The sequence below is a fragment of the Pedobacter fastidiosus genome (genome assembly GCF_014306625.1).
Classification (GTDB): Bacteria; Bacteroidota; Bacteroidia; order Sphingobacteriales; family Sphingobacteriaceae; genus Pedobacter; species Pedobacter fastidiosus.
Genome location: NZ_JACRYL010000007.1, coordinates 168,672 through 190,774, shown reverse-complemented (window position 1 = coordinate 190,774; position 22,103 = coordinate 168,672). Strand labels below are relative to the sequence as shown.

8 protein-coding genes are annotated in these 22,103 nt (G+C 51.6%); 7 read left to right on the top strand and 1 reads right to left on the bottom strand.

Translation table 11 applies throughout. From position 1 onward, the window contains the following. The first annotated feature begins 1 nt into the window (after nt 1). Entirely contained in the window at nt 2-631 is a 630-nt protein-coding gene (locus H7U22_RS09710) for a hypothetical protein (RefSeq protein ID WP_187071163.1), read from the top strand. Between the two features lie 205 nt (nt 632-836). On the opposite strand, the gene H7U22_RS09705 is transcribed toward H7U22_RS09710, so the two are convergent. After that, on the bottom strand, nt 837-1,574 hold the full coding sequence (locus H7U22_RS09705) for a LytR/AlgR family response regulator transcription factor (RefSeq protein ID WP_187071162.1): 738 nt from the start codon (nt 1,572-1,574) through the stop codon (nt 837-839). A gap of 260 nt (nt 1,575-1,834) precedes the next feature. Here H7U22_RS09705 and H7U22_RS09700 point away from each other — a divergent pair, with 260 nt between their 5' ends. The 6 genes from H7U22_RS09700 (at nt 1,835) to H7U22_RS09675 (ending at nt 22,101) form a co-directional block, all read left to right on the top strand. Beyond that, a complete protein-coding gene (locus H7U22_RS09700; protein WP_187071161.1) occupies nt 1,835-4,162 on the top strand; it encodes an HsdR family type I site-specific deoxyribonuclease in 2,328 nt (775 codons plus the stop codon). Then, the gene (locus H7U22_RS09695; RefSeq protein ID WP_379016897.1) at nt 4,159-5,256 is read left to right on the top strand and encodes a ubiquitin family protein; all 1,098 of its coding nucleotides are present in this window, start codon (nt 4,159-4,161) and stop codon (nt 5,254-5,256) included. Before H7U22_RS09700 ends, H7U22_RS09695 begins: the two co-directional genes overlap by 4 nt. Next, nucleotides 5,253-5,666 carry a hypothetical protein gene (locus H7U22_RS09690; RefSeq protein WP_187071159.1) on the top strand — a complete coding sequence of 138 codons (414 nt, stop codon included), beginning with the start codon at nt 5,253-5,255 and terminating at the stop codon, nt 5,664-5,666. Before H7U22_RS09695 ends, H7U22_RS09690 begins: the two co-directional genes overlap by 4 nt. Before the next feature lies 1 nt (nt 5,667). Beyond that, nucleotides 5,668-12,198, top strand: a complete 6,531-nt coding sequence (locus H7U22_RS09685) for a carbohydrate binding domain-containing protein (protein WP_187071158.1) — start codon at nt 5,668-5,670, stop codon at nt 12,196-12,198. A gap of 1 nt (nt 12,199) precedes the next feature. Next, a complete protein-coding gene (locus H7U22_RS09680; protein WP_187071157.1) occupies nt 12,200-12,982 on the top strand; it encodes a hypothetical protein in 783 nt (260 codons plus the stop codon). Nucleotides 12,983-13,062: 80 nt separating this feature from the next. After that, nucleotides 13,063-22,101 carry an RHS repeat-associated core domain-containing protein gene (locus H7U22_RS09675; RefSeq protein ID WP_187071156.1) on the top strand — a complete coding sequence of 3,013 codons (9,039 nt, stop codon included), beginning with the start codon at nt 13,063-13,065 and terminating at the stop codon, nt 22,099-22,101. The last annotated feature ends 2 nt before the right edge of the window (nt 22,102-22,103 follow it).

The window sequence follows — 22,103 nt, the reverse complement described above, 5'->3', positions numbered from 1 at the left end:
TATGGAAAATACAGAGGAGCAATTGAACAGTATTGAGGAGCTGATGCAGATCGCGGTAGGCAAGCTTGCCTCGATTGAGGATAGGCATCGGGAGCTTGCAGAGGTCAGGAAAGATACGCAGAAGCTGGAAGAACTAATACGTGAAATAGGAAACCGGGCTGAGGTGCGGGGCGAAAGAACCGCAGATCTTATCGGAGCGAAGGATGACAGCCTTGTTCTTTTGGAGCTGGGAAAACAGATTGAGCTGCTTCTGGAAAAACTCTCATTGCTTCCCCCGGAATTCAGGGTTAGAACGGAGCACCATTTTGGAGTTCTGACAAAAACGGTGATGGTCTGCTTCCTCCTTTTTGCGGTTTCTATGGGCACATCGGCCTATCTCATGCACCGGAACTCCGCCCTAAGCAAGAGTGCCTCAAAGTATAGGGTCATGGATGCGGTTTATCCGGGCCTGGTCTCGGAGCTGGAAGCAGAGTGGAAGCGGGGCTCTGCAAAGATTCTGGCTCATGCGGACAGTATTCTGGTCGCTCGGGAAAATATGCTCAGGGCGGAACAGCAGGCGGCTGAAAAACAGGTGAAAAGAAACAAAGAAAGGGAAAAATACAATAGGCTACAGGGGAAAAAGTTTTTTTAGCGTGTTGAAATAGATCGATGTCGTGGACTGAGCGGGTAATCTAAAAATATAACAGGAAGGGATTTTCTGTGTTTCCCCTCCCACATTTGTGCCCTGTGGGCCCCACTCCACCGGATCGCCCAGTAGCTTCTACAAAGATATACTTTAGAGAAGGTGTGATGCACCGGGGGAAGATCTCGCTGTTCAGCACCCGGTTTTCGCCACATCAGTTTCTTCCGGTCTTGATTGTCCTCTTTTTGATGAAGTCGACCAGCTCGTCGCGGTAGCTTTCGCCTATTGTAAGGAGGAGGCCGTTTTTCATTCTCAGCAGATTGTTCTCCACCTCCTCAAGATGATTTCTGGAGATGATGAAAGTCCTGTGGATCTGCAGGAAGTTTTCCTTGTGCCTAAGGATTTCCTTAATCCTGGTCAGGGTGATATGGGCAACGATGGTTTTGTCCACGGTATAAATCGATACGTAATTCTGTGTGCTCTCGATCGCAACGATCTCGTCGAAGCGGATCTTGACCAGTTTAGATTTATCGTTTTTGCTTTTTATGAAAAAATAGGGTTCGTGATCCACAGGTTCCTGGCCTGCCATAATCCCGCGGTTCTGAAGTTTATGGAGTACAGATGCAAAGCGGCTGAGCGAATAGGGCTTTAGTAGAAATGCATCAGCCTCGTTCTCAAAGGCATCTATTGCATACTTCGAGTACGCCGTCGTAAAAATAAGATTTTTTGTTCTGTGGCGAATGATACCGGCCAGTTCGATGCCGGACATTCTAGGCATCTCGATGTCCATAAACACCACGTCCAGAAGATCCTCTTGTGCGATATGGTTCATGGCCTTTATGGGATCGGTAAAGCTTTTTACCATGCGGTAGTTTCCGAGGGATTCTAGATAATCCGACAAAAGTTCCAGATTTGCCGGATCGTCATCGACGGCAATGCAGTTGAATTTCATAATAGGGAGCGTTTTAGAACCCAAATATATTTAATAGAAACCGAAGTGTAAAATTTATCTGTTTCATCATCCCTTTTGCGCTTTTGGTCGTGCGAAAATATCCCTTCCGTGTAACGGGGTTACCCCAGCCTTCAGATTAACCTTGTTTTTTCTGACCTTCGAAATGGAGATCTCACCTCCAAATCAAACCATCGCGCTCCGAATGACTCTTGTTTCGCCCAGAAATCCGGGCATACGGATTACGCGGCAAAAACAAACATATGAACGCACTCTTTAAGAGCATCTGTGTCCCGATTTTTTTTCTGCTGTGGGCGGGAACGGTGTCTGCGCAAAGCCCAGGCCCATTAAAGATCGACCGAGCGCATATTGAAGACAGTCTTTCCGCAAAAGTGGATACAATGGGTAAAACAGTACTGTTGCGCGTACGCGAGGTGGGGAAAAAATCTGGCGAGCGCTTAGCCCAGTCGGGGATCGGTATGCTTTTCGCAAAAGACAGCCTCAACAGAGAAAAAAAAATAATCCTTCGGGATTTTTCGATAGAAAATTCGCTTCAGTATATCCGGACGCAGGATCCCTTGGGCGGAAAGAACCTGCTCAACAACTTAACTGTCAACGGACAGCTGAAAATGTACCGAATTCCGATCGACCTTGCAATAGCAAACAACTACAATGCCGTACGCAGTCTCAGGGGCGGGGAAAATAACCTTTTCAAATTCGAAGTTCCGAGACCCAGTTTTGCCGGGGTTTTCGGGGCAGATATGGAAAAATACAAAAACTTGAGGGCAACAGTTCTCGGCGGGAAAAACATCGAAACGGTACTAAGGGACAAGATTTCAGCGAAAGCAACTGCCATTGCCGGTAAAAGGCTTACGGAAACCCCAAGCCTAAGCGCTTTGTTAAACGACAGGGAGGCGGTCAAAAATCTGCTTGCAATGGATGAAAAGACTGTTAGGGCAAGGATAGACAGGGCATTTCTCAACATAAAATCCGAGGTAGCCGATAAGGGAGCGCAACTGAGACAATCCGTTTCAGATTCTCTGAACAACAACATAGCGTTTCAGAAAGACCAGCTGGTGAAGGAAATTACAGCACTGAAGCAGGAACTCAGCGATAATGGCCTTGACGCAGAAAAGATTGCCTTTTTCCAGAAGATTGCGGAGAACAAAATCACCCAAAAGGAACTGGAATCATTTTTTGTAAGAGAACTGGGTAAAAATCCCAGGTTTAGCTGGCTTCAGCGATCTTACTCAAGACTATCGGAGCTTCAGGCCGGAAATTTTTCCGGACAGCTGCCCGGAAGTTTCCTGAACAGGGACCTTTTCCTCAATGGGGTCAATTTTTCGCTCGGAACATCAAGAGGACCAGTCAGGGCGGGGATCAGCACGAACAGGGATCTTGGCAGCTCAAAGGATGCCGGATTTGACAATTCTACCTTTTCGGTTCCGAAAATGTACACCTACATAAGCATTCCCACTACGAACTTTTCATTCGGTTCCGGCAAGCTCTCCTGGGTGGGGGCTTATGACCGGCAGTTTTCGGGATCTCTTTCGCAGACCCTGAATGCGCTTCCCAGAAATAACCTTGTTTTCTCCGTCAGTCAGTCTCTCAGCTTGAAAAAAGCCGGGATGCTGAATCTGGACATCTCCAAATCTTCAACCCAGTATAGGGATCTTGCCAGTCTGGGGCCTGACCAGCTCCTGCTGGACAAAAATACAAACGGCAATTATTTCAGGGACGATTTCCTGCAAACAATGTCGCTGGGCATCAACCATGCACTGGATTCTAAGAAAGCAGGAATAAAAAGTATGGTATACATGAACTATTCTGGCGCGGGTTTCCAGAATCCCGGACAGCAGGGACTCGGCAATCTTAACATGCGCTTTGGGGCTAACATAAAGAAAATACTGTTTAGAAACCTGCTGACGATTTCGCTCCGCTCGGATTTCAAGAACATGCCGATCAGCGCCGTCGACGATGCCCACTGGAAAAACTACAATGTACAGCTTGATTCCAGACTGCGGATTTCCAAAAGGTCGACGGTGAGCCTTAAATACATCGAAAACGGTGTGGACAGGGTTTCCTCTTCCAGTGTGCCGGTCTATGCTTCCAGAAAAATGCAGGCAGATCTGAACAGCAGCTATAAGCTGTTCGGCCTGAACAGTTTTAGCCATATGGGTCTGGCCAGCCAGCGGATGAGCAATCCCCTGTTGGCGGGAAGCTCGGAGCTTCTGCAGTTCAACTGTGTACAGACGGTTGTATTTGCCAATTTCTCCCTCAACGGAAACCTGTTTTACAACCGGGAGACGAGCGCTGTTCCGGTTCTGGGCAATATGCTGAGCTCTGATCTCTCGGTCCAGTACCGCCTTTTCGGTTCCGTAAGCATGTCTACCGGTGCTACCTATCTCAATAACGAAAATCTGGCCAGGCAGGCCGGGATCAGACAGAGCGTCCAGTTCATGCTGAAAAAACATTTTGATATAACCGGATATGCAGACCTGAGAAAGAATATGGTTGTACCCCTTTATCCCGATCTCTACTCGACCGCAAGGGCCGAATTTTCCATCCATTATTATTTAGACAGACAATGAGGTTTTTGAATATTACACTGCTGTTCTGCATGTTGTTCATCGGCAAGGGACTGATGGCTCAGATAAGCATACAGTTTGTTCCGGAGGTGAACGGAACCACGGTCAGCGGTCTTTTCCGTGCCTCGATCTACAATCTCTCCGGCTCCAGAAGCGTTAGGATGAACATCACGGTGACCGAGGCCAGGGCCGGAAGGATTCTCACCGTGCAGACCGGCGTGTTCACCATTGTACCGGGAAACAACAGCATTCCCCAGGGAGTGGCCCGTGCAGCAACGGTCGCAATCGGTGAGAACGCGACTGCCAACTTCATCAGGCGGAACCAGTATTTCCCCCAGGGGGATTACGATTATGACTTCAATATTATCGCGGCCTCTTCGAGCGATGAGCTGATCGATCAGGTATTCAGCAACGAGATTACGCCCCCGGCGCCACTTGACCTGATCGAGCCCTATGACCAGGACGAAATCTGCGAAAAGCGGCCGCTGCTGACCTGGCAGCCCTCACTTCCGGCAATTCCGGGACTGCTCTATCAGCTCATGCTGGTGGAGATCAGGGAAAAACAGAGCGCGGTAGAGGCGCTGAACTACAATCTGCCCGTAGTCAACCAAAAGGGCATTGCTGCCAACCTGCTTCTTTATCCTCCAAACTCAAAGGATCTGGAAAAGGGCAGAAAATACGCCTGGCAGGTAACCGCTTATAAGGAGCAGACGGTGATCAACCGATCGGATGTCTGGTCTTTTGAGGTAAACTGTCAGGATACGGTTGGAGCAGTGCCGGAAACCGATTATGGCTACAGGGACATTGAGGATCTGGCAAAGGGCAATTTCTACGTTGCCGACGGGACGGTAAGGTTTGCACTGATCAATTCCTATGGTGATCAGAAGCTTAGGTATAGCATCAGTTGCATCAGCCACCCGGATTCTAGGGTACGGAACCTGCCAACGGTAAAGCTCAAAAAAGGACAGAACAAGATCACGCTCGATATCAGCAGGAATTTTTCTTTTAAGGACGGCTATTCTTATGTGATGGTGACCGAGCTGCCCGGGGGCGGATCAAGAAGCCTCCGGTTTATATTCAGGGACAAAAAAGAATGAAAAAAACAATATATATAGCGCTTTTTGTGCCAATGTTTCTGGCCTGTAACAGAAATCCGCAGCATCAGTTCGGTGACAGAAAGCTCTCCATTCAGGTGCGGGAGGCCAGAGCGGAGAATCCAGCCGTTGAAACCGCCTTTCAGGTCAGGGTATTCAACCTCAGTAAAACAGAAGGCAACAGAGGGAAAAAGCTCAGCGAAAAAATGGAATACGGAAACGACAGCAGTTTTTATAGGATCAGATCTGGGCAAAAGCGATATGCATCGGGAGTGATGCCAGTATCGACAGGAATACGGGACTGTTATGAATATCTTGTCTTCTTTCCGGCAGAGAGCGGGGAAGATAACAGCAGTCTTGTCTACAGGGACAGATATATTAGTGGGAGGACCTATCAATTGAGCTTAAGGTAATATGATATACAGAAGAAAAAAAGGAATCAGGCGGACCGCCGGAATATTGCTTGCCATATGGCTGATCAACCTGCTGCTGCCCTCGGTCGCACATGCGCTGACCTCTGGACCATCCCAGCCCGAAAGCCAGTCTTTTCAGCCTGTCGGTACATCCGATATGGTTGATCTGCTTTCAGGCGACTTTAAATACAATATTCCGCTTATGGATGTGGACGGCTATCCGCTCAATCTTGCCTACCAGTCTGGCATTGGTCCGGATGACGAGGCGAGCTGGGTCGGCCTGGGCTGGAACCTGAATGTTGGCTCGATCAGCAGACAGCTCCGGGGCCTGCCCGATGACTTAAAGGGAGACCTGCTCAGGACCGAGCATGCGGTTAAGGACAAGGTTACAGTTGGCGGCAGGCTGACCACAAAGGTCGAACTGGTGGGAAACAGCAAGATACAGAGAAAGCTGAAGCTAAACGGTTCGCTGACCTTTGGCGTTTTTAGCGACAGCTATACCGGGATCGGGGCCGAGATCGGGGCCAATGCCGGAATGTCTTTCGCTTTTGCCAATGAGGGCATGATGACAGCGGGGCTTGGGCTCGGCGTACTTTCCAGTACCGCGAGCGGGGTAGACATTACCCCAAACGTATCAATGTCCATCAACGACAATTCAAGGGACAAGTCGGTGCGGAACGCCGGACTCAGCTCTTCCCTGGGCTACAACAGCCGATCTGGGATGAAGAGCCTGACCCTCGGCGGAGGGCTTTCGAACTACAATACCTCCGCGCCACTGGTCTCTTATAATACCGAGCCGGTACAGCCAAAGATCCAGGTTCCCTATATATCCAGCTATGATTCCTACAGCATCGATCTGGGCGGATCCGCGGGGCCACTTTTTATCGGTGGCGGACTTACGGGATACCGCAGCGTGAGAAGGGTGAGCGGCCCGGTCATGGAAAACCCGGAATATGGTTTTCTTTACTCCGAGAGCGGCAAGAACAAACCGAATGCCGTACATGATTTTATCAGGGAAAAGGAGAATCCGGTGATACCGGAAATTCCAAACCTCGCCATACCCATACATACCCCAGATATATTTACCTACAACAGTCAGATTGGTTCCGGCCAGTTTAGGCTCTACCGTGGGGGTACCGGCATTTTTTATGATAACCGGGTTTCCGATAAATCCACAGTCTCGACCGTCGGTGCCGATGTCGGGTGGGGATTTGGTGCCCATTATGGTGTGACCAAATTTGACCAGTATACCTCGAATACGACCCAGAAATGGACAAAGGACAATAGCTATCTTGCCAAGGGCGATTTTCAGGACGAGCCTGATGCCCAGCCACAGAGACAGCATGTTTTTTTCAAGAAACCCGACGAGCGCAATATAGAGGATTCGGTCATGACCGCTAGGCTGAACGGAACCGGCGCCATGAGCGTATCGACCTCGGGCCGCACCGCGGGCGCTTCCTTCAGGACTGCAGGCTTTTTTGCCAGCAACGTCGTTCCTGTGGGCTCAAAGATCGAAAAGGAAAAAAGGCAGGAAAGCAGTACCTCGATCAGTTACCTAACCGCTTCCGAGGCGAAAATTGCCGGGCTTGACACAGTAATAAAGGTTTACCCCTTCAACGATTATTCGGACTTTGACCCTGCGAGATATGTGGTGCCCGAAAATATCGAAAGGATTAGCCCTATTCGAAGGGCCCACCACATCTCGGAGATTACCGTTCTCAATGAGCAGGGCCAGCGGAGTGTTTACGGACTTCCGGTGTACAGCAAAAAACAGGAAGAAATCTCTTTTGCTGTTGACAATGCGATAAGCGCAGTTAACGGGAAGGTCGCCCTCTCCATGAACGGTCAGGAGATCAGCCATCGTATCGATGGAACCGATGAGTACCTGCACCGGGATATCCAGCCGGCCTACGCAGCCAGTTATCTGCTGACGGGCGTACTTTCTCCTGATTATGTGGACCGGACGCGGGACGGTATTACTCCGGACGACAATGGCACCGCCATAAAGTTCAGTTATTCAAAAATCGACACCTATAGATGGAGGACGCCCTACAATCTTGGAAGTACCCCAGAGGCGGCCCTGAACAGGTCGCTTCTTGCAGATCCCAAGGACGATAGGGGAAGCGTGATCTATGGGGAAAAAGAGCTCTATTATGTGCGCTCGATCGAATCGAAGACGAAAATTGCCTTTTTTATTACCCAGGACAGAGAGGACGCGCTTGGAGTAACGGATTTCAGGGGCGAAAGAGACCCATCGGTGAGGCAGAAGTGCCTTAAGGAAATCAGGCTGTACAGCAAGGACAACCTCAGCCGTCCGATAAAAGTGGTCAAGTTTGGCTACAGTTACGACCTCTGTCCGGGAACGCCCAATTCAATGGCGGCCGGGGGTAGGAAGCTGACCCTGAAGCTTGTCTGGTTCGAATATGGATCGACCCATAAGGGAGTAAACCATCCCTATGTTTTTACCTATGGTCATGACGCCGCATACGGAAGCGAATCCACCGACAGATGGGGTACATATAAGCCAGCTGCAGGTAATCCAGGGGCGCTGACCAATGAACAGTATCCTTATTCCGATCAGAACCGGACAGGCGCTGACCAGTCCGCAGCCGTCTGGCTAATGACTTCGATCCAGTTGCCTTCGGGAGGGATTATCGATGTCCGGTATGAATCGGATGACTACGCATATGTGCAGGACCGGCATGCATCGGTCATGGCGCCCTTTAAGTTTTACGGCTCGGATATTACCAGTCCAGATGCGTTTTTAAGTGTGAGCCTGGACTCGGTTCCGCTCTCCTCTGAGCCTGATCTGACCGCCTGGTTCAAAAAGGTGTACCTGAATGGGTCCGATTATCTCTATACCAAATCAACAGTAAAGCTCAGCACGCCAAATGCGCCCAGCATGGGATGCGACGACGATTTTATATCTGCATATGTCAAAATCACACAGGTGATTATTTCTGGAAGCAATGCCCATTTGAAGCTTGAACCGGTCTATCCGGTCAGCGGTAGTACCCTTCATACCAATCCGATACGTTTTGCCGCCTGGCAGAAGATGAAGAACGAATATCCCAGATATGCCTATCCGGGATATGAAAACCGGGTCAAAACAGGTACAGGTGGGGCAGCCTCCGCGATCGCCGCAATTGCCAATGCCGCTCGCAACCTGAGCGAGCTCAGAAAGAATTTTTACGAAAAGGCCTCGGAAAGTGACCGCCATTTCTGCGACAGCTTTACCGAAGCAAAAAGCTTCTGCCGTATTTCGATGCCCTCAAAGAGCAAAATCGGGGGAGGAGTAAGAGTGAAGCAGATCCGGATCAGGGATGAGTGGGATTCTCTTACGGGAACCGACGTACCCAAGGGCATCTATGGACAGGACTATAGTTATACCACAACCGATGAAAACGGAAGAACGGTCAGCAGCGGTGTTGCCACCTACGAGCCCGCAGTCGGGAGCGATGAAAACCCGTTGCGCCAGCCCGTATTCTATTCTCAGAAGGTGAAGGGCGGGATCAGCAATTTTTTCGAGCTGGAAGCCCCGTTCTGCGAATCGCTTTATCCCGCACCAAGCGTAGGCTATGGGAGGGTAACAGTGAAGGACTATGACCCTTCTGCGCCCTCACAGAACAGTGTGCCCAAAACGGGATTCAGCATATACGAGTTTTATACCGCCAGGGAATTCCCGGTCAGGGTAACGGTAATGCCAATTGAAAAGCACCATCCCGATCCGGGATACAGTTATTCCCTGGTGGAGAGCAATACCATAGAGGAACTGGTGCTTTCCCAGGGCTACAGCATCGAGCTGAACGATATGCACGGAAAGCCCAGATCCGAGAGAACCTTCAACTCTGGATCATCGGAGATTTCCTCGACCGAATATGAATATCAGGTCGAGAACCCGGCCGCCCCGAGCAAGCGACTGGACAACCGCGTCAAGGTCATCACGCCGGACAGCGGCCTGGTCAAAAGTGCCGTAATCGGGAGGGACATCGAGTTTTTTACGGATTTTAGGGAACAGGAAAGCATCAACAGCGGTTTTGCGAACAATACAGGAGTCGATCTGCTGCCCTTTCTGGGCGTACCGAGCTTTCCGCTTCCCCATTTCCCGATCAAGCTCAACAGCGAATACAAACTTTTCCGTTCCGCCTGTGCGCTCAAAGTCATCCAGACCAACGGGATCATCAGCCGGGTGACCAAAAGAGAGAACGGTTCCTCGATCGCGGTAGACAACCTGGCCTTTGACGGGGTAAGTGGGGAGGCACTGGTGACTCGGACGCAGAACGAGTTCAATAAGGTTTATTATTCGGTCAATATTCCGGCCTACTGGCCTTACCGCAAAATGGGGGGGGCTTATCAGAACCAGGGTATGATGCTGAAAAAAGTCGTGCTCAACAGTTTTTCTGAGATCAACGAGAACTATTGGGAACTGCTGACCCAGGGAGACGAACTGGTCAATCTGGGTACCGGGGAGCATTACTGGGCAGTGGACAACCGTGCAGAAATCTTTAGCGGACAGATCGGGATCCAGTTGCGCGAGCCGAGCAAGATCCTTATCAATAGCAATGGCTCCAGACTGTCCGCCATCACCGGTCCCGAGGCAAACCACAGTTTTAAGGTTGTGAGGTCTGGATACCGGAATATTCTTGCGGCCTCCGCAGAAAGCATTGTCTGTATGAACAGCCCGATCGCAAGCGGAAGACTGCTCTTTGCCTCTACATTTGACCAGAGCCAGCTCAAAGTGATAACCGCTTCGGCTACTACCTACGATGATGAATGGCCGGTGGATGGAAAGGGGCAGGTTTCCGAACGCAAGGAAAGCACCGCCTCCGTATTTACCTACAGGCGCTCCCAGTCCCACTTAGAGCATGGAAGATTTGGCAGCAGGATCTACAACATCTGCGACGAGCTGGAATATACTGGGGGAAACTGTGGTGTTTTTGAAAACTTCAGCAACAGCTACCTCAACAGCCGTATGGTCAATACTTCCATCTGGCCCAATACGGGAATTCCCGAAAGCCTGAGTGAGCCTGTTGGATTTGTGTCCTCATTTTATGCCCCAACGGCCAAGCTTTATTACATCGGATTTGCGGGTGATGACCGGCTGAACATTTCGATCGACGGATCGACCAAAATAGCCAATAATCTGAACAACGTGAATTACTGGTCGATATATCCCGTTTATCTGCCTGAGGGAAACCATACTATCGAGGTCGAGGGGTACAACATCCCCAACAGCGATAATAACTGGGCCGGAAACCCGGGCGCCATGGCGGTAGAGGTTTACGACAACAGTCGTAGCGAGATTATTGCCGCGACGGGTTCTGGAAGCCTCACTACGCTTTTCACAACTGCAACGCTGCCGGTAGACCCAAATTTCCAGACTTTTAGGACAGTGAACGGAATCAAGACCTGGAGGTTTACCTATGAGACTTATTTCAACCCATTTCAGCAGGGCCTCAAGGGAAACTGGCGGCCCTATGAACAGCAGGTCTTTCAGGTCAACCGCTCTTATGACAACATCTTCAATACAGCCAAAAAAGGGGTAAACCTGGCAAATGCAGGCATGCTGAAGTCTTTTATGTCCTACTGGGTTTACAGCAACAAGGCCTGGATGCCCAATCTGCAGTCCTCGCACTGGGTAAGCTCGAACCGGGTCAAGCAGTATGACCGGTACGGTCAGGAGGAAGAGAACAGGGATGCCCTGAACCGCTCTAGCTCTGCCTGCTTTGATTTCAGCGGTCAGCTTCCCGCTGCCGTAGCCTCCAATGCGATGAGGAGGGAAATCTATGTCAGCAGCTTCGAGGACCGGAACCGTTCCATAGGACAGCCCGATACCAGCGAGACCAAGGAGTTTACCAGCCAGGGTCAGGGCCTTTTTGTAAACCGGACGAACGAATATGCGCATACCGGACACTACTCGGTCGCACTGCCACAGCAGGGGATCAAACTGGAGACCATCAGGCATCTAAGGGACCAGAAGAGTGCGCCCTATCTGGGTCGGACGGTGAGGAACGAATTTACGCTTCTGGGTGCCATGGGACTTTATCCGCGGGGATTCGAGCCAAAAAACGGTGGCGAATACCTGATCAGCATGTGGATCAGGGACGGACAGCCCCTGAACCGGAACGTGAACATCGGTGTTTCCTACGGGAATACCAATGGTAGTGCAACCGCTGTTCTTGCCTGCAAGGCCGTGGTGGAAGGCTGGAAACTGATTGAGGGCCGTTTTACCGTTCCCGTCAACAACTCGGACAACGTGCGCTTTTCGGTAGGCATTGTGCCGTATAACGGGCTAACGGTCTATGCGGACGATATCCGTATCCATCCAGTAGATGCCCACATGAAATCCTATGCCTATGATGACCGAAATTTCAGGCTCATGGCCGAACTGGACGAAAACGGATTTGCCACTTTTTACGAATATGATGACGAGGGGTCGCTGATCCGCGTGAAAAAAGAAACCGAAAGAGGTATAGCAACCATCAAGGAAAACCGCTCCTCTTATCGTACCACTATAATGGGAGTAGATTGATATGAAAAAGACAAATAAATATTCGGCATTGCTGATAACTATCTCGATGGGGCTTTTTGGCGCCGTATATGCGGGAACCCGTCTGTTCGGGAGTACAGCTGTGCAAAAACCAGAGGCCGAGCTGGAGGCTCCGCAGCGTCCCGACAGTGTGCTTGTACAGAAGTTCCTCAAGATACTCGCTTTTACATCTACTACCCTGGAGAACCAGGAGTTCAACGGCAGCATAACCGTTTCGGACGGCGCGGACAGCAGCCAGAGTTTTAGGGAACGCCCCTACGCTTATAAACGTAGTGGTAACAGTTTCTACTGTATGATGGGCAAGACCGAGACGGCCTACGAAGGTGGGCGGTATGTCTATGTGGATCACATCAAGAAGAAGATGATGGTCGGTACGGGCGCAAAGCAGTCCGGAGCGAGCATTCTGCCGGATGCAAATAAGCTCATCGGAAGCATCGTTTCCGAAAATTATAGGATAATCGATCTTCCCGCGGGCATCCGAAAAAGAAGGATATCCCTGCTGAACCCGAACCATGTGACCTGCAGGGCCTATGAGGTGACCTATGATGCGCTTACGCTCCGGCCGGTATCGATATCGATCCGGCTGGACAATCCCGGGAACCCTTATAACGACAAGCTGGACAGGGTGCTGACTTTTCGGTTTCTGCCGAATCCCCCGGTTATACGGGAGGGAGGCTCTTTAAAGAGCTTCGTCCAGGCGAAGGGAAACAAGAGCTTTTCGGCCGCGGCAAAGTACAGGGACTACGAGGTAATCGAAATGCCCTAATGGATTTCCGGCAGGGGCCGGAACCTGTCGGCGCCCTTGGGCCCGAAGATGATACATTTAAGAACAATAACATTTAAGCTATGTCGGGAACCTTCCGTTTTGTATTTTTTGTCCTGTTGGTGCTTTTTTTTAAGATTAGTGCCTTTGCTGCCATAGAGCCCTATAAGAACTTTATCAAGGGGCAGGTCAAGGCTGGTGATTCCCTTTTCGTAAAAGACGAGAAGTTCAGGAACGCCGCCTTCAACTGGTCGGAGATCAGCAACATCTCGGTACAGAACGCAGTCACCCTCCAGGTCATAGACGAGCAGACCATTTCGCGGTCCTTCAGCTGCAGGATGCTGTTCAGAGTGGAATACTTTAGTACGCCCGGGCAAAGTGAACCGACCAAGATAGATTCGGCGGGCCTGCAGGTCAGGTATTCGAAGGAAAGTGGCGCGGTGTATCAGGGAACAGATACCTACCGGTTCACTAACGGCTATCTGGTAAAGGTCTATGTCATCTCGGTCAGCAGTCCAGAATACGGCGCAGAACTACCACCCGTGCTCCAGCTGACCAGCCAGATCAATATCGACCGGACCTACCTTTTCAGGCCATATCTGTTTATGGGCATCAACGGGGAGGCGGTTTCGCCACCCGGAAAGGGAAGCGCCCAGCGGTTAAGTTCGGGAACCCCGACCAATGGAAATACACAGCTTTCCCTGAGCTGGCAGCTGGTGAGCGGTGCCCAGGAATATGACATCGAGTGGTCTACCGTAGACAGTGACAGCGAATACGGACAGATGGCCAGCGACCTCTCTTCCGGTGCGGGCTTTTATACCGATGCCCAGATTGCGGAGCTTTTCAGGAACAATGCCACCAGGATCACTACGCACGAGAACAATACGCTAATCTCGCTGGTCTACAATTCGGCCTTCATCGCCGTCCGTATGAGGCAGGTTGCCTACACTGCGGACGGGCTGCGCAACGAAGGGCAATGGTTTTATAAAAAGGACGACAACAACATGTATGCGGTATGGCCGCTATCCTGGCACGAGCAGAACCTGAACTGGCAGTACAGCGCTGTCTATGCAGAGGAAGGGAAGAAAAAGGAAGTGGTCAGCTATTTCGACGGAACGCTACGGGGCCGACAGACCGCAACGCTCAACAGCAGCGACCATGTTGCGGTGGTTCAGGAAAACATATACGACAGTTTCGGTAGGGCCACGGCAAGCATTCTTCCCGCTCCGGTGAAGGAGAGCGCATCGGGCATCGAATACCTGCATTATTTTTCGCGGTTCAACAGGAACGCCAACAACGTTCCCTACAGTTTTTCCGACCTGAACAGTCAGCTTTGCGAACCCCTTCCCTCACCCTTGAGCACCCAGTCGGGCGCCTCCCGGTATTATTCGCCTAACAATCCGTTTCTTGTCCAGGCCCCATATAATACATTCGGCTTTACCGCTTACACACCGGATGCCGCGGGTTATCCGCTCTCGGTGACCCAGTATACGCCGGACAATACCGGCCGGATCAGGCTTCAGGGCGGGGTTGGCCAGATCTTCCAGCCCGGACTTAACGAAAAGCACACCACGCGGTACTTCTACGACAAGCCCAGCCAGTGGGAGCTCGACAGGCTGTTCGGCAACGATGTCGGGTATGCCGAGCATTACCTCAAGAATACCGTAGTCGATCCGAACGGACAGGTGTCGGTTAGCTACCTCAATGCCTCGGGCAAGACGATCGCAACGGCACTTGCGGGAAATGCTCCTGCAAATCTGGATGCGCTTGATGGCCGGCCGGCACCTCAGCTGGTCAATACGGTACTCCTTAAGCCCGAACAGTTTGCCTTCAACAGTACGGCCCTTATCCTTACCGCTACTACAACCTATACCCCGAGCGTGACCGGTCCGGTTACGCTCAGCTATGATATCGAAAAACTGGTCAGCAGATACCCGGGTGGCGCTTTCCAGCCCTGCAGCAGCTGCTATTACGAACTGTCGGTCATGGTGACAAACGACTGCGGCCAGGTGATGTACTCAAATTCGGGCCAGCGCACCATCGGTTCCAGGACCGCTGACTGCAATTACGCGGAGCCCGCATTTGCGCCCATTGCCATCAACTTTCCGCAGATCGAGTCCTATTTTGTGACCTTTACCTTCCGTCTCAGCCAGAAGGTGATCAGTGATTATACCGATGCCTATGTAACTGCCGGCACCCAGAACGGGACGCTCAAAAAACGCTCGGAGTTTATCCTTCACGAGCTGGGAAAACTGAACTTTAATGAATGTTTTTCCGACTGTGCCTCTGCCCGGGCAAGACTGGGCAGCGAGGCCGATTTTACGGCGATGTTCAGTGGGCGGATCACCGAACTGGGTGAGGATGCGTCTGAGTATTCGGCTTACATCAGCGGTCTTTATTCCGCGATCGCCGCAACGGTCTCGGCACTGGAGTCCAGCTGCGTTTCCGCGCCGGCCTCGCCCTGTGATGTATATAGGAGACCGATGCTGCTGGATGTCTCTCCGGGCGGCCAATATGCGCCCCTTGGTGCTGACGGATCCCTCGCCGAGCCTGGGATCAACGTAATTTCCTTAAATTTTCACAATGGTGCCTTTGCGGCGCTCCTACCTGCCAATCCGCTTTACCAGGCCAGCCTGGTTACCCGGGAAGACGGCAGTATAACCTCTCCCTATGACGCCTCCTTCACACTTGCAGAACTGGTAGCCTACTGGAAGCCGGAATGGGCAGAGCAGTTTATCGCTTTTCATCCAGAATACTGCAAGCTGGAATTCTGCGAACAGAACAGTACCCAAAAGTTATGGGACCAACAGCTCGCGGCCAAGACCGCGCAGCAGGCAGGGTACAGCTACGCAAATGCCGTAGACTGGCTCCTGAACACAGACCCCTATTTTTCTATTGGCGGTCCGGGTGCAGCATACCGAAGCGATATGGCGCTGGACCTGTCAGAATATTCGAGAAGGGTCTCCGGCGAACAGGCCCACGCCATAAAGAACCTCTCGCAGGTTGTCGACTTCACTCTTTACTGCTCAGATCCTTCGGGAAATTTCAACACCAGTGCGAACCCGGATGCCTGGACAAACTGTGCACCGAACCCGGACTGCCGGCTGTCCGAAAGGGAATGGAGCCTGTATCAGTCGCTTTACCTGGATCTCAAGGAAAAGTATTATGATGCCCTGCGTGCAGGCACAACCTGTGCCTCGGCCTGTCCGGTAGGAACACCGATTGCCATTACCCTGGGCAATAATACCAGTCCTACCTGCCAGAGCAGGACACTGAGCAGTGAGAGCGTGCAGCTCGCTTCGGATAGTTACCGGAGCTTTAACTACCCGGCGAACTCACAGACCACCTATTACTATGTAGCGGGTACTCCCGGCAGCCAGCCCTCAAGCGCTCCGTATTGCGCTTCTGGCAGTGTTGCTGCACAGTTTTACAGCTGTATCGATATTGTTCTGGGAACCTCTACAGCACGCTTTAACAACGTATGGGAGATTGCCTGTACGGAAAATATACCACTGGCCTGCCAGTCCTCAGGCGATCTGTTCGCCCAAGGAAGTACTGGGACGGACCAATATTATGTTGACCAATCGGGATACCGCTACAGCTATACCATGATTACGGGTTATTCGGCGAATAGCATGCCGGACTTCTCCTGTAACAGCGCGATCGGTACAGGTCTTTCTTTTTATAACTGTTTTACCGTTTATTACAATTCACAGGTTTATTATTATACCAATGTGTGGGCAGCTATCTGTTATACCTCTTTGGGCAGTGGCGGCGGGGGTGGAAATCCCTGTGTACTCACCCCGCAGAGGCAGGGGATCATTGGCGACAATGTCGATCCCTCGCTGATCACGCCCTGCGATGTTGAAGCCGCGATACAGGGTTTTCAGAGCAGCGGCCAGACTGTTGAGGCCGACCAGAATAGCAACCGGGTTTATGCCGTAAGCCTGACCGCCCCTTTGGCTAGCAAAATGTCGGCAAAAGCAAAGACTGGCATGACCCAGTATTTTGGGGATTTCGTAAAAAAGGATTATTTCGCGGTGAAAAATGCCAAGGGCAGCTATAAGGTATTCCGGGACGTATGGGTAGCGGATTTCCGGAGCCAGGATGGCTCCAGGATGCAGCGGATCGACAGTGTCCAGACGCAGCGAAGCGCCGAAAGGGCAGGCACTGCGGCAAGGGGCGCCGGAACGGTTCAGGTACTGAGCGCAAGCTCACCTTGTCTGGACACCGACTTTGATGCCTACAACAGTTACGAATATCTTACCGACTATGCCGCCTATGGCCTGCGGGTGAGCATTGTTGCAAAACGCGCCAATACCTGTACCGGGGATACCTATGTGGATATCTACAGAGCGGCCCACGGCATGGGCATAGAATTTTACCGTTCGGTACTGCTCCCTGTCGGTGCCACCTATGCCGAATTCTCGGTACCCAATGAGACGCTCGATCAGGGTGACATCTATTTTGCCTGTGGGGTACTGTGCGGAAATCCGGGACCAGAAGAGCCGTCCTGTGCGACCCGCTATGCCGGGAAATCAACCCGATTTCCGCAGGCCGACCATACGCTTCCAGCGATCAGCGGCTCGCAGAGCATCCAGCAGCAGCAGAATGCGGTTGCCTCAGCCGTTTCGGACAACTGTACGGCAAATGCCGAAGTCTGGATGCAGCGACTGGAGCCGGGCTTAGCCGTCTATTCATCACTTAAGCCTGCCTTGATGGCCAATCTGATCGAAATGTGCAGGCGTGGCGGCGACCGGACGCATCCATTTGGTGCAAGCAGCCTGCCAGCGAATGCAACTGCCTTGTTTATTAACGGCGATTCCTGCAGGAATTTCGGCGAGGTGATCAAGGCTACCCTTGGCATCCAGGCTTTTACAAATGAACTTAACCCCTGGATACTTGAGGGCGCTTATCCCTACGATAAGCCCCAGCAGGCTACCGATGTTTACATCTCGGGCACCACTCCGGAAATCTGCGCCAGACTGACCGAGCTCAGGCCATCGGGAATGAGCGACAGCCAGTTTTTTGCCTTCCTGAAATCAACCTATGGATCGGCCATGAATCTGGATCTGGAGGATTTCGGTACGCTTCTGTCCGGTTGCGGAAACTGTAGATACCTACTGAGATCCGATATCCTGCTTCCGGTATTTCTTCAGAACAGCGGAGGCTGTATTTCCAGAGCCCAGTACAATACCTATCTTGCCGATTTCAACGGTGCCTTTGCTTCGGCATCCCAACCGGGCTGGTCGAACTATGAGATAATCCTTGCGAACTACTTCAACTACAGAACGGGATTTGCGCTGAGCGCCGCCCAGTACAGAACATTCGGAGCAGATGCTTCCTCCGCCCAGCTCTGCAACAGACCTCCTTTTGCAGATGCGCCAGCTGACCCATATGCATGCGTAAAGTCGCTGATCGATATGGGCTATAATGCCGGTGACCGAGAATATTCTGTTTATATCTCTGAGGAAAGGCGGAAGTTTGTGGACGCCTACATCTCGACCTGTTCTGCAGCGAAAGCGATGGTCCGTCTGGAGGCCGAGCAGCAGCTCTACCACTATACCCTTTACTATTACGACCTCGCCGGCAATCTGGTCAGGACCGTGCCGCCCGAGGGGGTAGCCCTGCTGAGCGATAGCGAGATCGCCCTGGTCGGAGAAAACCGGGAGGGGCTGGCGCTGGACGACTGTAATTATAACGGTCCCGCGGTTGCATCGGATGAAAATACTGCGCTGCAGTCGTTGAGCAATGTGCTTCAGAGCAGCGGAAACAGTGCCCTCGAGTTTTGGATGTATGCCGGGGCGAGCGGCGCCAGACAGTTTATCGCAGCTACGCCGGACATGAAATATATGATGCAGGTCTGCCAGAACGGAAACCTGCTCAATGTCGATATTTTCTCCCTGAGCCAGACCGGAGCAGACCAGGTATCGCTCGTACTGAGCAACCATGTGACCGCGGATGTTAGCGGAATATTGCCGCTCCAGCCCTGGACCCATGTGGTGGTACAGGGTACAGATCTGGCGCACGGAATCCTGCAGCTCTGGGTCAATGGAACCCAGTATCCCGCCGTAAACGGTGCCCCGGGTGCGGGATGTCCCTGGGCGATTACCAGCAGTCCGCTGGCCATGCCGAGGAACTTTGGCATGCTCAAGCAGCTCCGGATCTACCCGGGAAGGCTGATGGGTGCAGGAGAAATTGCCTTCAACGCCGCAAGTAAGTGTATGGGCGCCCAGCTTTCGCCGGAGCCCCTATGGTACCGATTCAATGTACCGCCTGTGGGCTCTGCGACAACGATCGCGGAAAATACCAGTACCGAGACCCAGTTCAATGGTATCTATCCTGCCCATAACCTGGTTACCAGCTATGCCTACAATGCCACCAACCAGGTGGTGGAGCAACAGACGCCGGATGCCGGGATGAGCCGGTTCTGGTACGACTACAAGAGCCGGCTGGTGGCCAGCAGGAACGCGAAGCAGGAAACTGAGGGCGATTATAGCTATACTGCCTATGATGTACTTGGACGCATTGTCGAGGTAGGACGTAAACACGGGGCCCTGGGTCTCGGGGATGCAGGCTATCTCGATGACGCCGATGTGAACAATTTCCGTTCCTCTGGAACCAATAACGAAGTAACCCAGACCCAATATGATAATGTGGCTTCTGGAAACGGTGTTCCGAGCGCTCTGGTACAGACCAACCTGCGCAAACGGGTATCTGCCAGCATCTACAGGGAAACGGGTAGCGGTAACATCGTAAACGCCAGCTACTACAGCTATGATCTCGGGGGGAATGTAAAAAAACTCTACCAGCAGGTACAGGGACTTGGCCTAAAGACACTGGATTACGAATATGATCTGGTGAGCGGTAAGGTAAATTTTCTGGCCTATCAGCAAGGTGCGGCTGACCAGTTTTACTACCAGTACGACTATGATGCGGAGAACAGGCTGATCAAGGCCTGGAGCGCCGTTCAGGCAAATGTTTCCCCTTACGGTTTCGGAAGCACGCTGACGGCTCCCGACAGAAGGCAGGATGCCAGTTACCAATATTACCTGCACGGACCGCTGGCCCGGACGGTACTTGGAAGGGAAACCTACGAGGTTCAGGGGATGGATTATGCCTATACCCTTCAGGGCTGGCTCAAGGGCGTGAACGCAAGCGCACTGAACGGGGACATCGGCGGGGACGGGCCCCAGGTTGGGAAGGACGCACTGGCCTTTAGCCTGGGCTACTATACCGGCGATTATAGTCCCATCGGCGGGGGGCAGGCCTTTGGCCTTTCCCATCAGGGCAGCAATGCAAACTCAGGTGGCAGAAACCTCTACAACGGAAATATTGCCAGCAGTACCTATGCGGTATCGCAGATCGGCAACGGCGCTGCGGTGGGCTATACTTATGGCTATGACCAGCTGAACCGCATCAGAAACTTTAGGCAGCAGGGTCTCGGAGCCGCTGGCAACTGGAGCTTTGACGGGGCAAGCGAGGCCTTCAGGGAAGAATTTGCCTATGATGCCAACGGAAACATCAGGACTTTAAAGAGAAAGAACCAGAGCGGGGCGCTGATGGACAACCTGAGCTACGGATATAATCTGGATGCTTCGGGCAGGCTGGCCAACAACCGTCTGGCATCGGTAAGGGATGCGGCGGGCGTAACTAACGGCACCGACCTGGGCAACGGGAACTACAGCTATGATGCGATCGGGAACCTGACGGGCGAAACGGAAAATGGAACGGCTACGAACATAGGCTGGTCGGTCTATGGAAAGATCAGGACGGTTACGGGGAATGTGAACCTGGCCTATAGCTATGATGCGATGGGGAACAGGGTGCGCAAGACTGCGGGAAGCCTGGATACCTACTATGTAAGGGATGCACAGGGGAACACGCTTGCGGTATATGAGCAGACCGGCGGGGTGACCCGCTGGAAGGAACAGCAGCTTTATGGCAGCAGCCATTTGGGAATGTGGAAACCGGATGTTAACTTGGCCTCGGCAAACGGCGGTTCGGTATGGAACAGCTGGGGGCTGAAGTTCTTTGAACTGGGCAACCACCTGGGCAATGTGATGGCTGTGGTAAACGACAACCCGCAACAGAATGGCGCTGTCTTAGAGCCGACTGTGGTGAACGCGAGCGACTACTATGCCTTTGGAGGACAGATGCAGGGGAGGAACTACACTAATCCCGGTGCTTCTGCCTATCGTTATGGTTTTAATGGGAAAGAAAACGACAATGATGTCAAGGGCGAGGGCAACCAGCAGGATTATGGGATGAGGATTTATGATCCGAGGCTGGGCAGGTTTTTGAGTGTGGATCCGATAACTTCCAAATATCCTGAATTGACACCATATCAGTTCGCAAGCAATAGACCAATCGATGGGATAGATCGAGACGGTCTGGAGTACGTAGAATCAGGTGCACATGCAAATCGCACGATAAGAGAAGAAACTGCACGGCTAACTAAGATTGATCCAAAATTAGCTGAAGAATACGTTTCCAAAGGAAATCAAACAGGATTTGCTGTAACAGCAACTATGCTGACGGCTGGATTTGGAGCTGCATACAATGTTGCCTTTAAATTTATAGTTGGAGCAGTAGCAGCTAGTGCATTAAATGATAATAAAGCCAAAACTGAGAAAGGAAGGATCCAACAGGACAAGGAAAGTATAAACTATCTCGGTCAAGCAGCAATGATGTATGCGTCAGGAATTGTAATCTCAAGGACATTTGAGGTGGCCTCTCCATTGCTTAAGGAAGTTGGCTTTTCAATTAGTAACAGAGTTAACAAAGTTTTGGATGTTACTGCAAAAGGGGCGCTAAAAGATTTTACCAATGTTGAGGGTGTTTATGTTCATGAGTTTAATACCAATACAGTTTATGTTGGCCAAGCCAAAAACTTGGCTGAAAGACCAAAAACATCATTGAAAGAGTTGCTAGATATTACAAAGAAAGGAACTGCCGCTAAAGCAAATGCATCATATACTGGTAAAACACAGTTTATTCCTTTAAATGGGTCAGGATATACGTCGCTGAACGAATTAGAGGGTGCGGTGTTAAAAAGTTACGGTGGAACAATTGGTCAAGGTGGTGAGACGTATAACATTAGAAGAGTACCAGGACAGTAAAA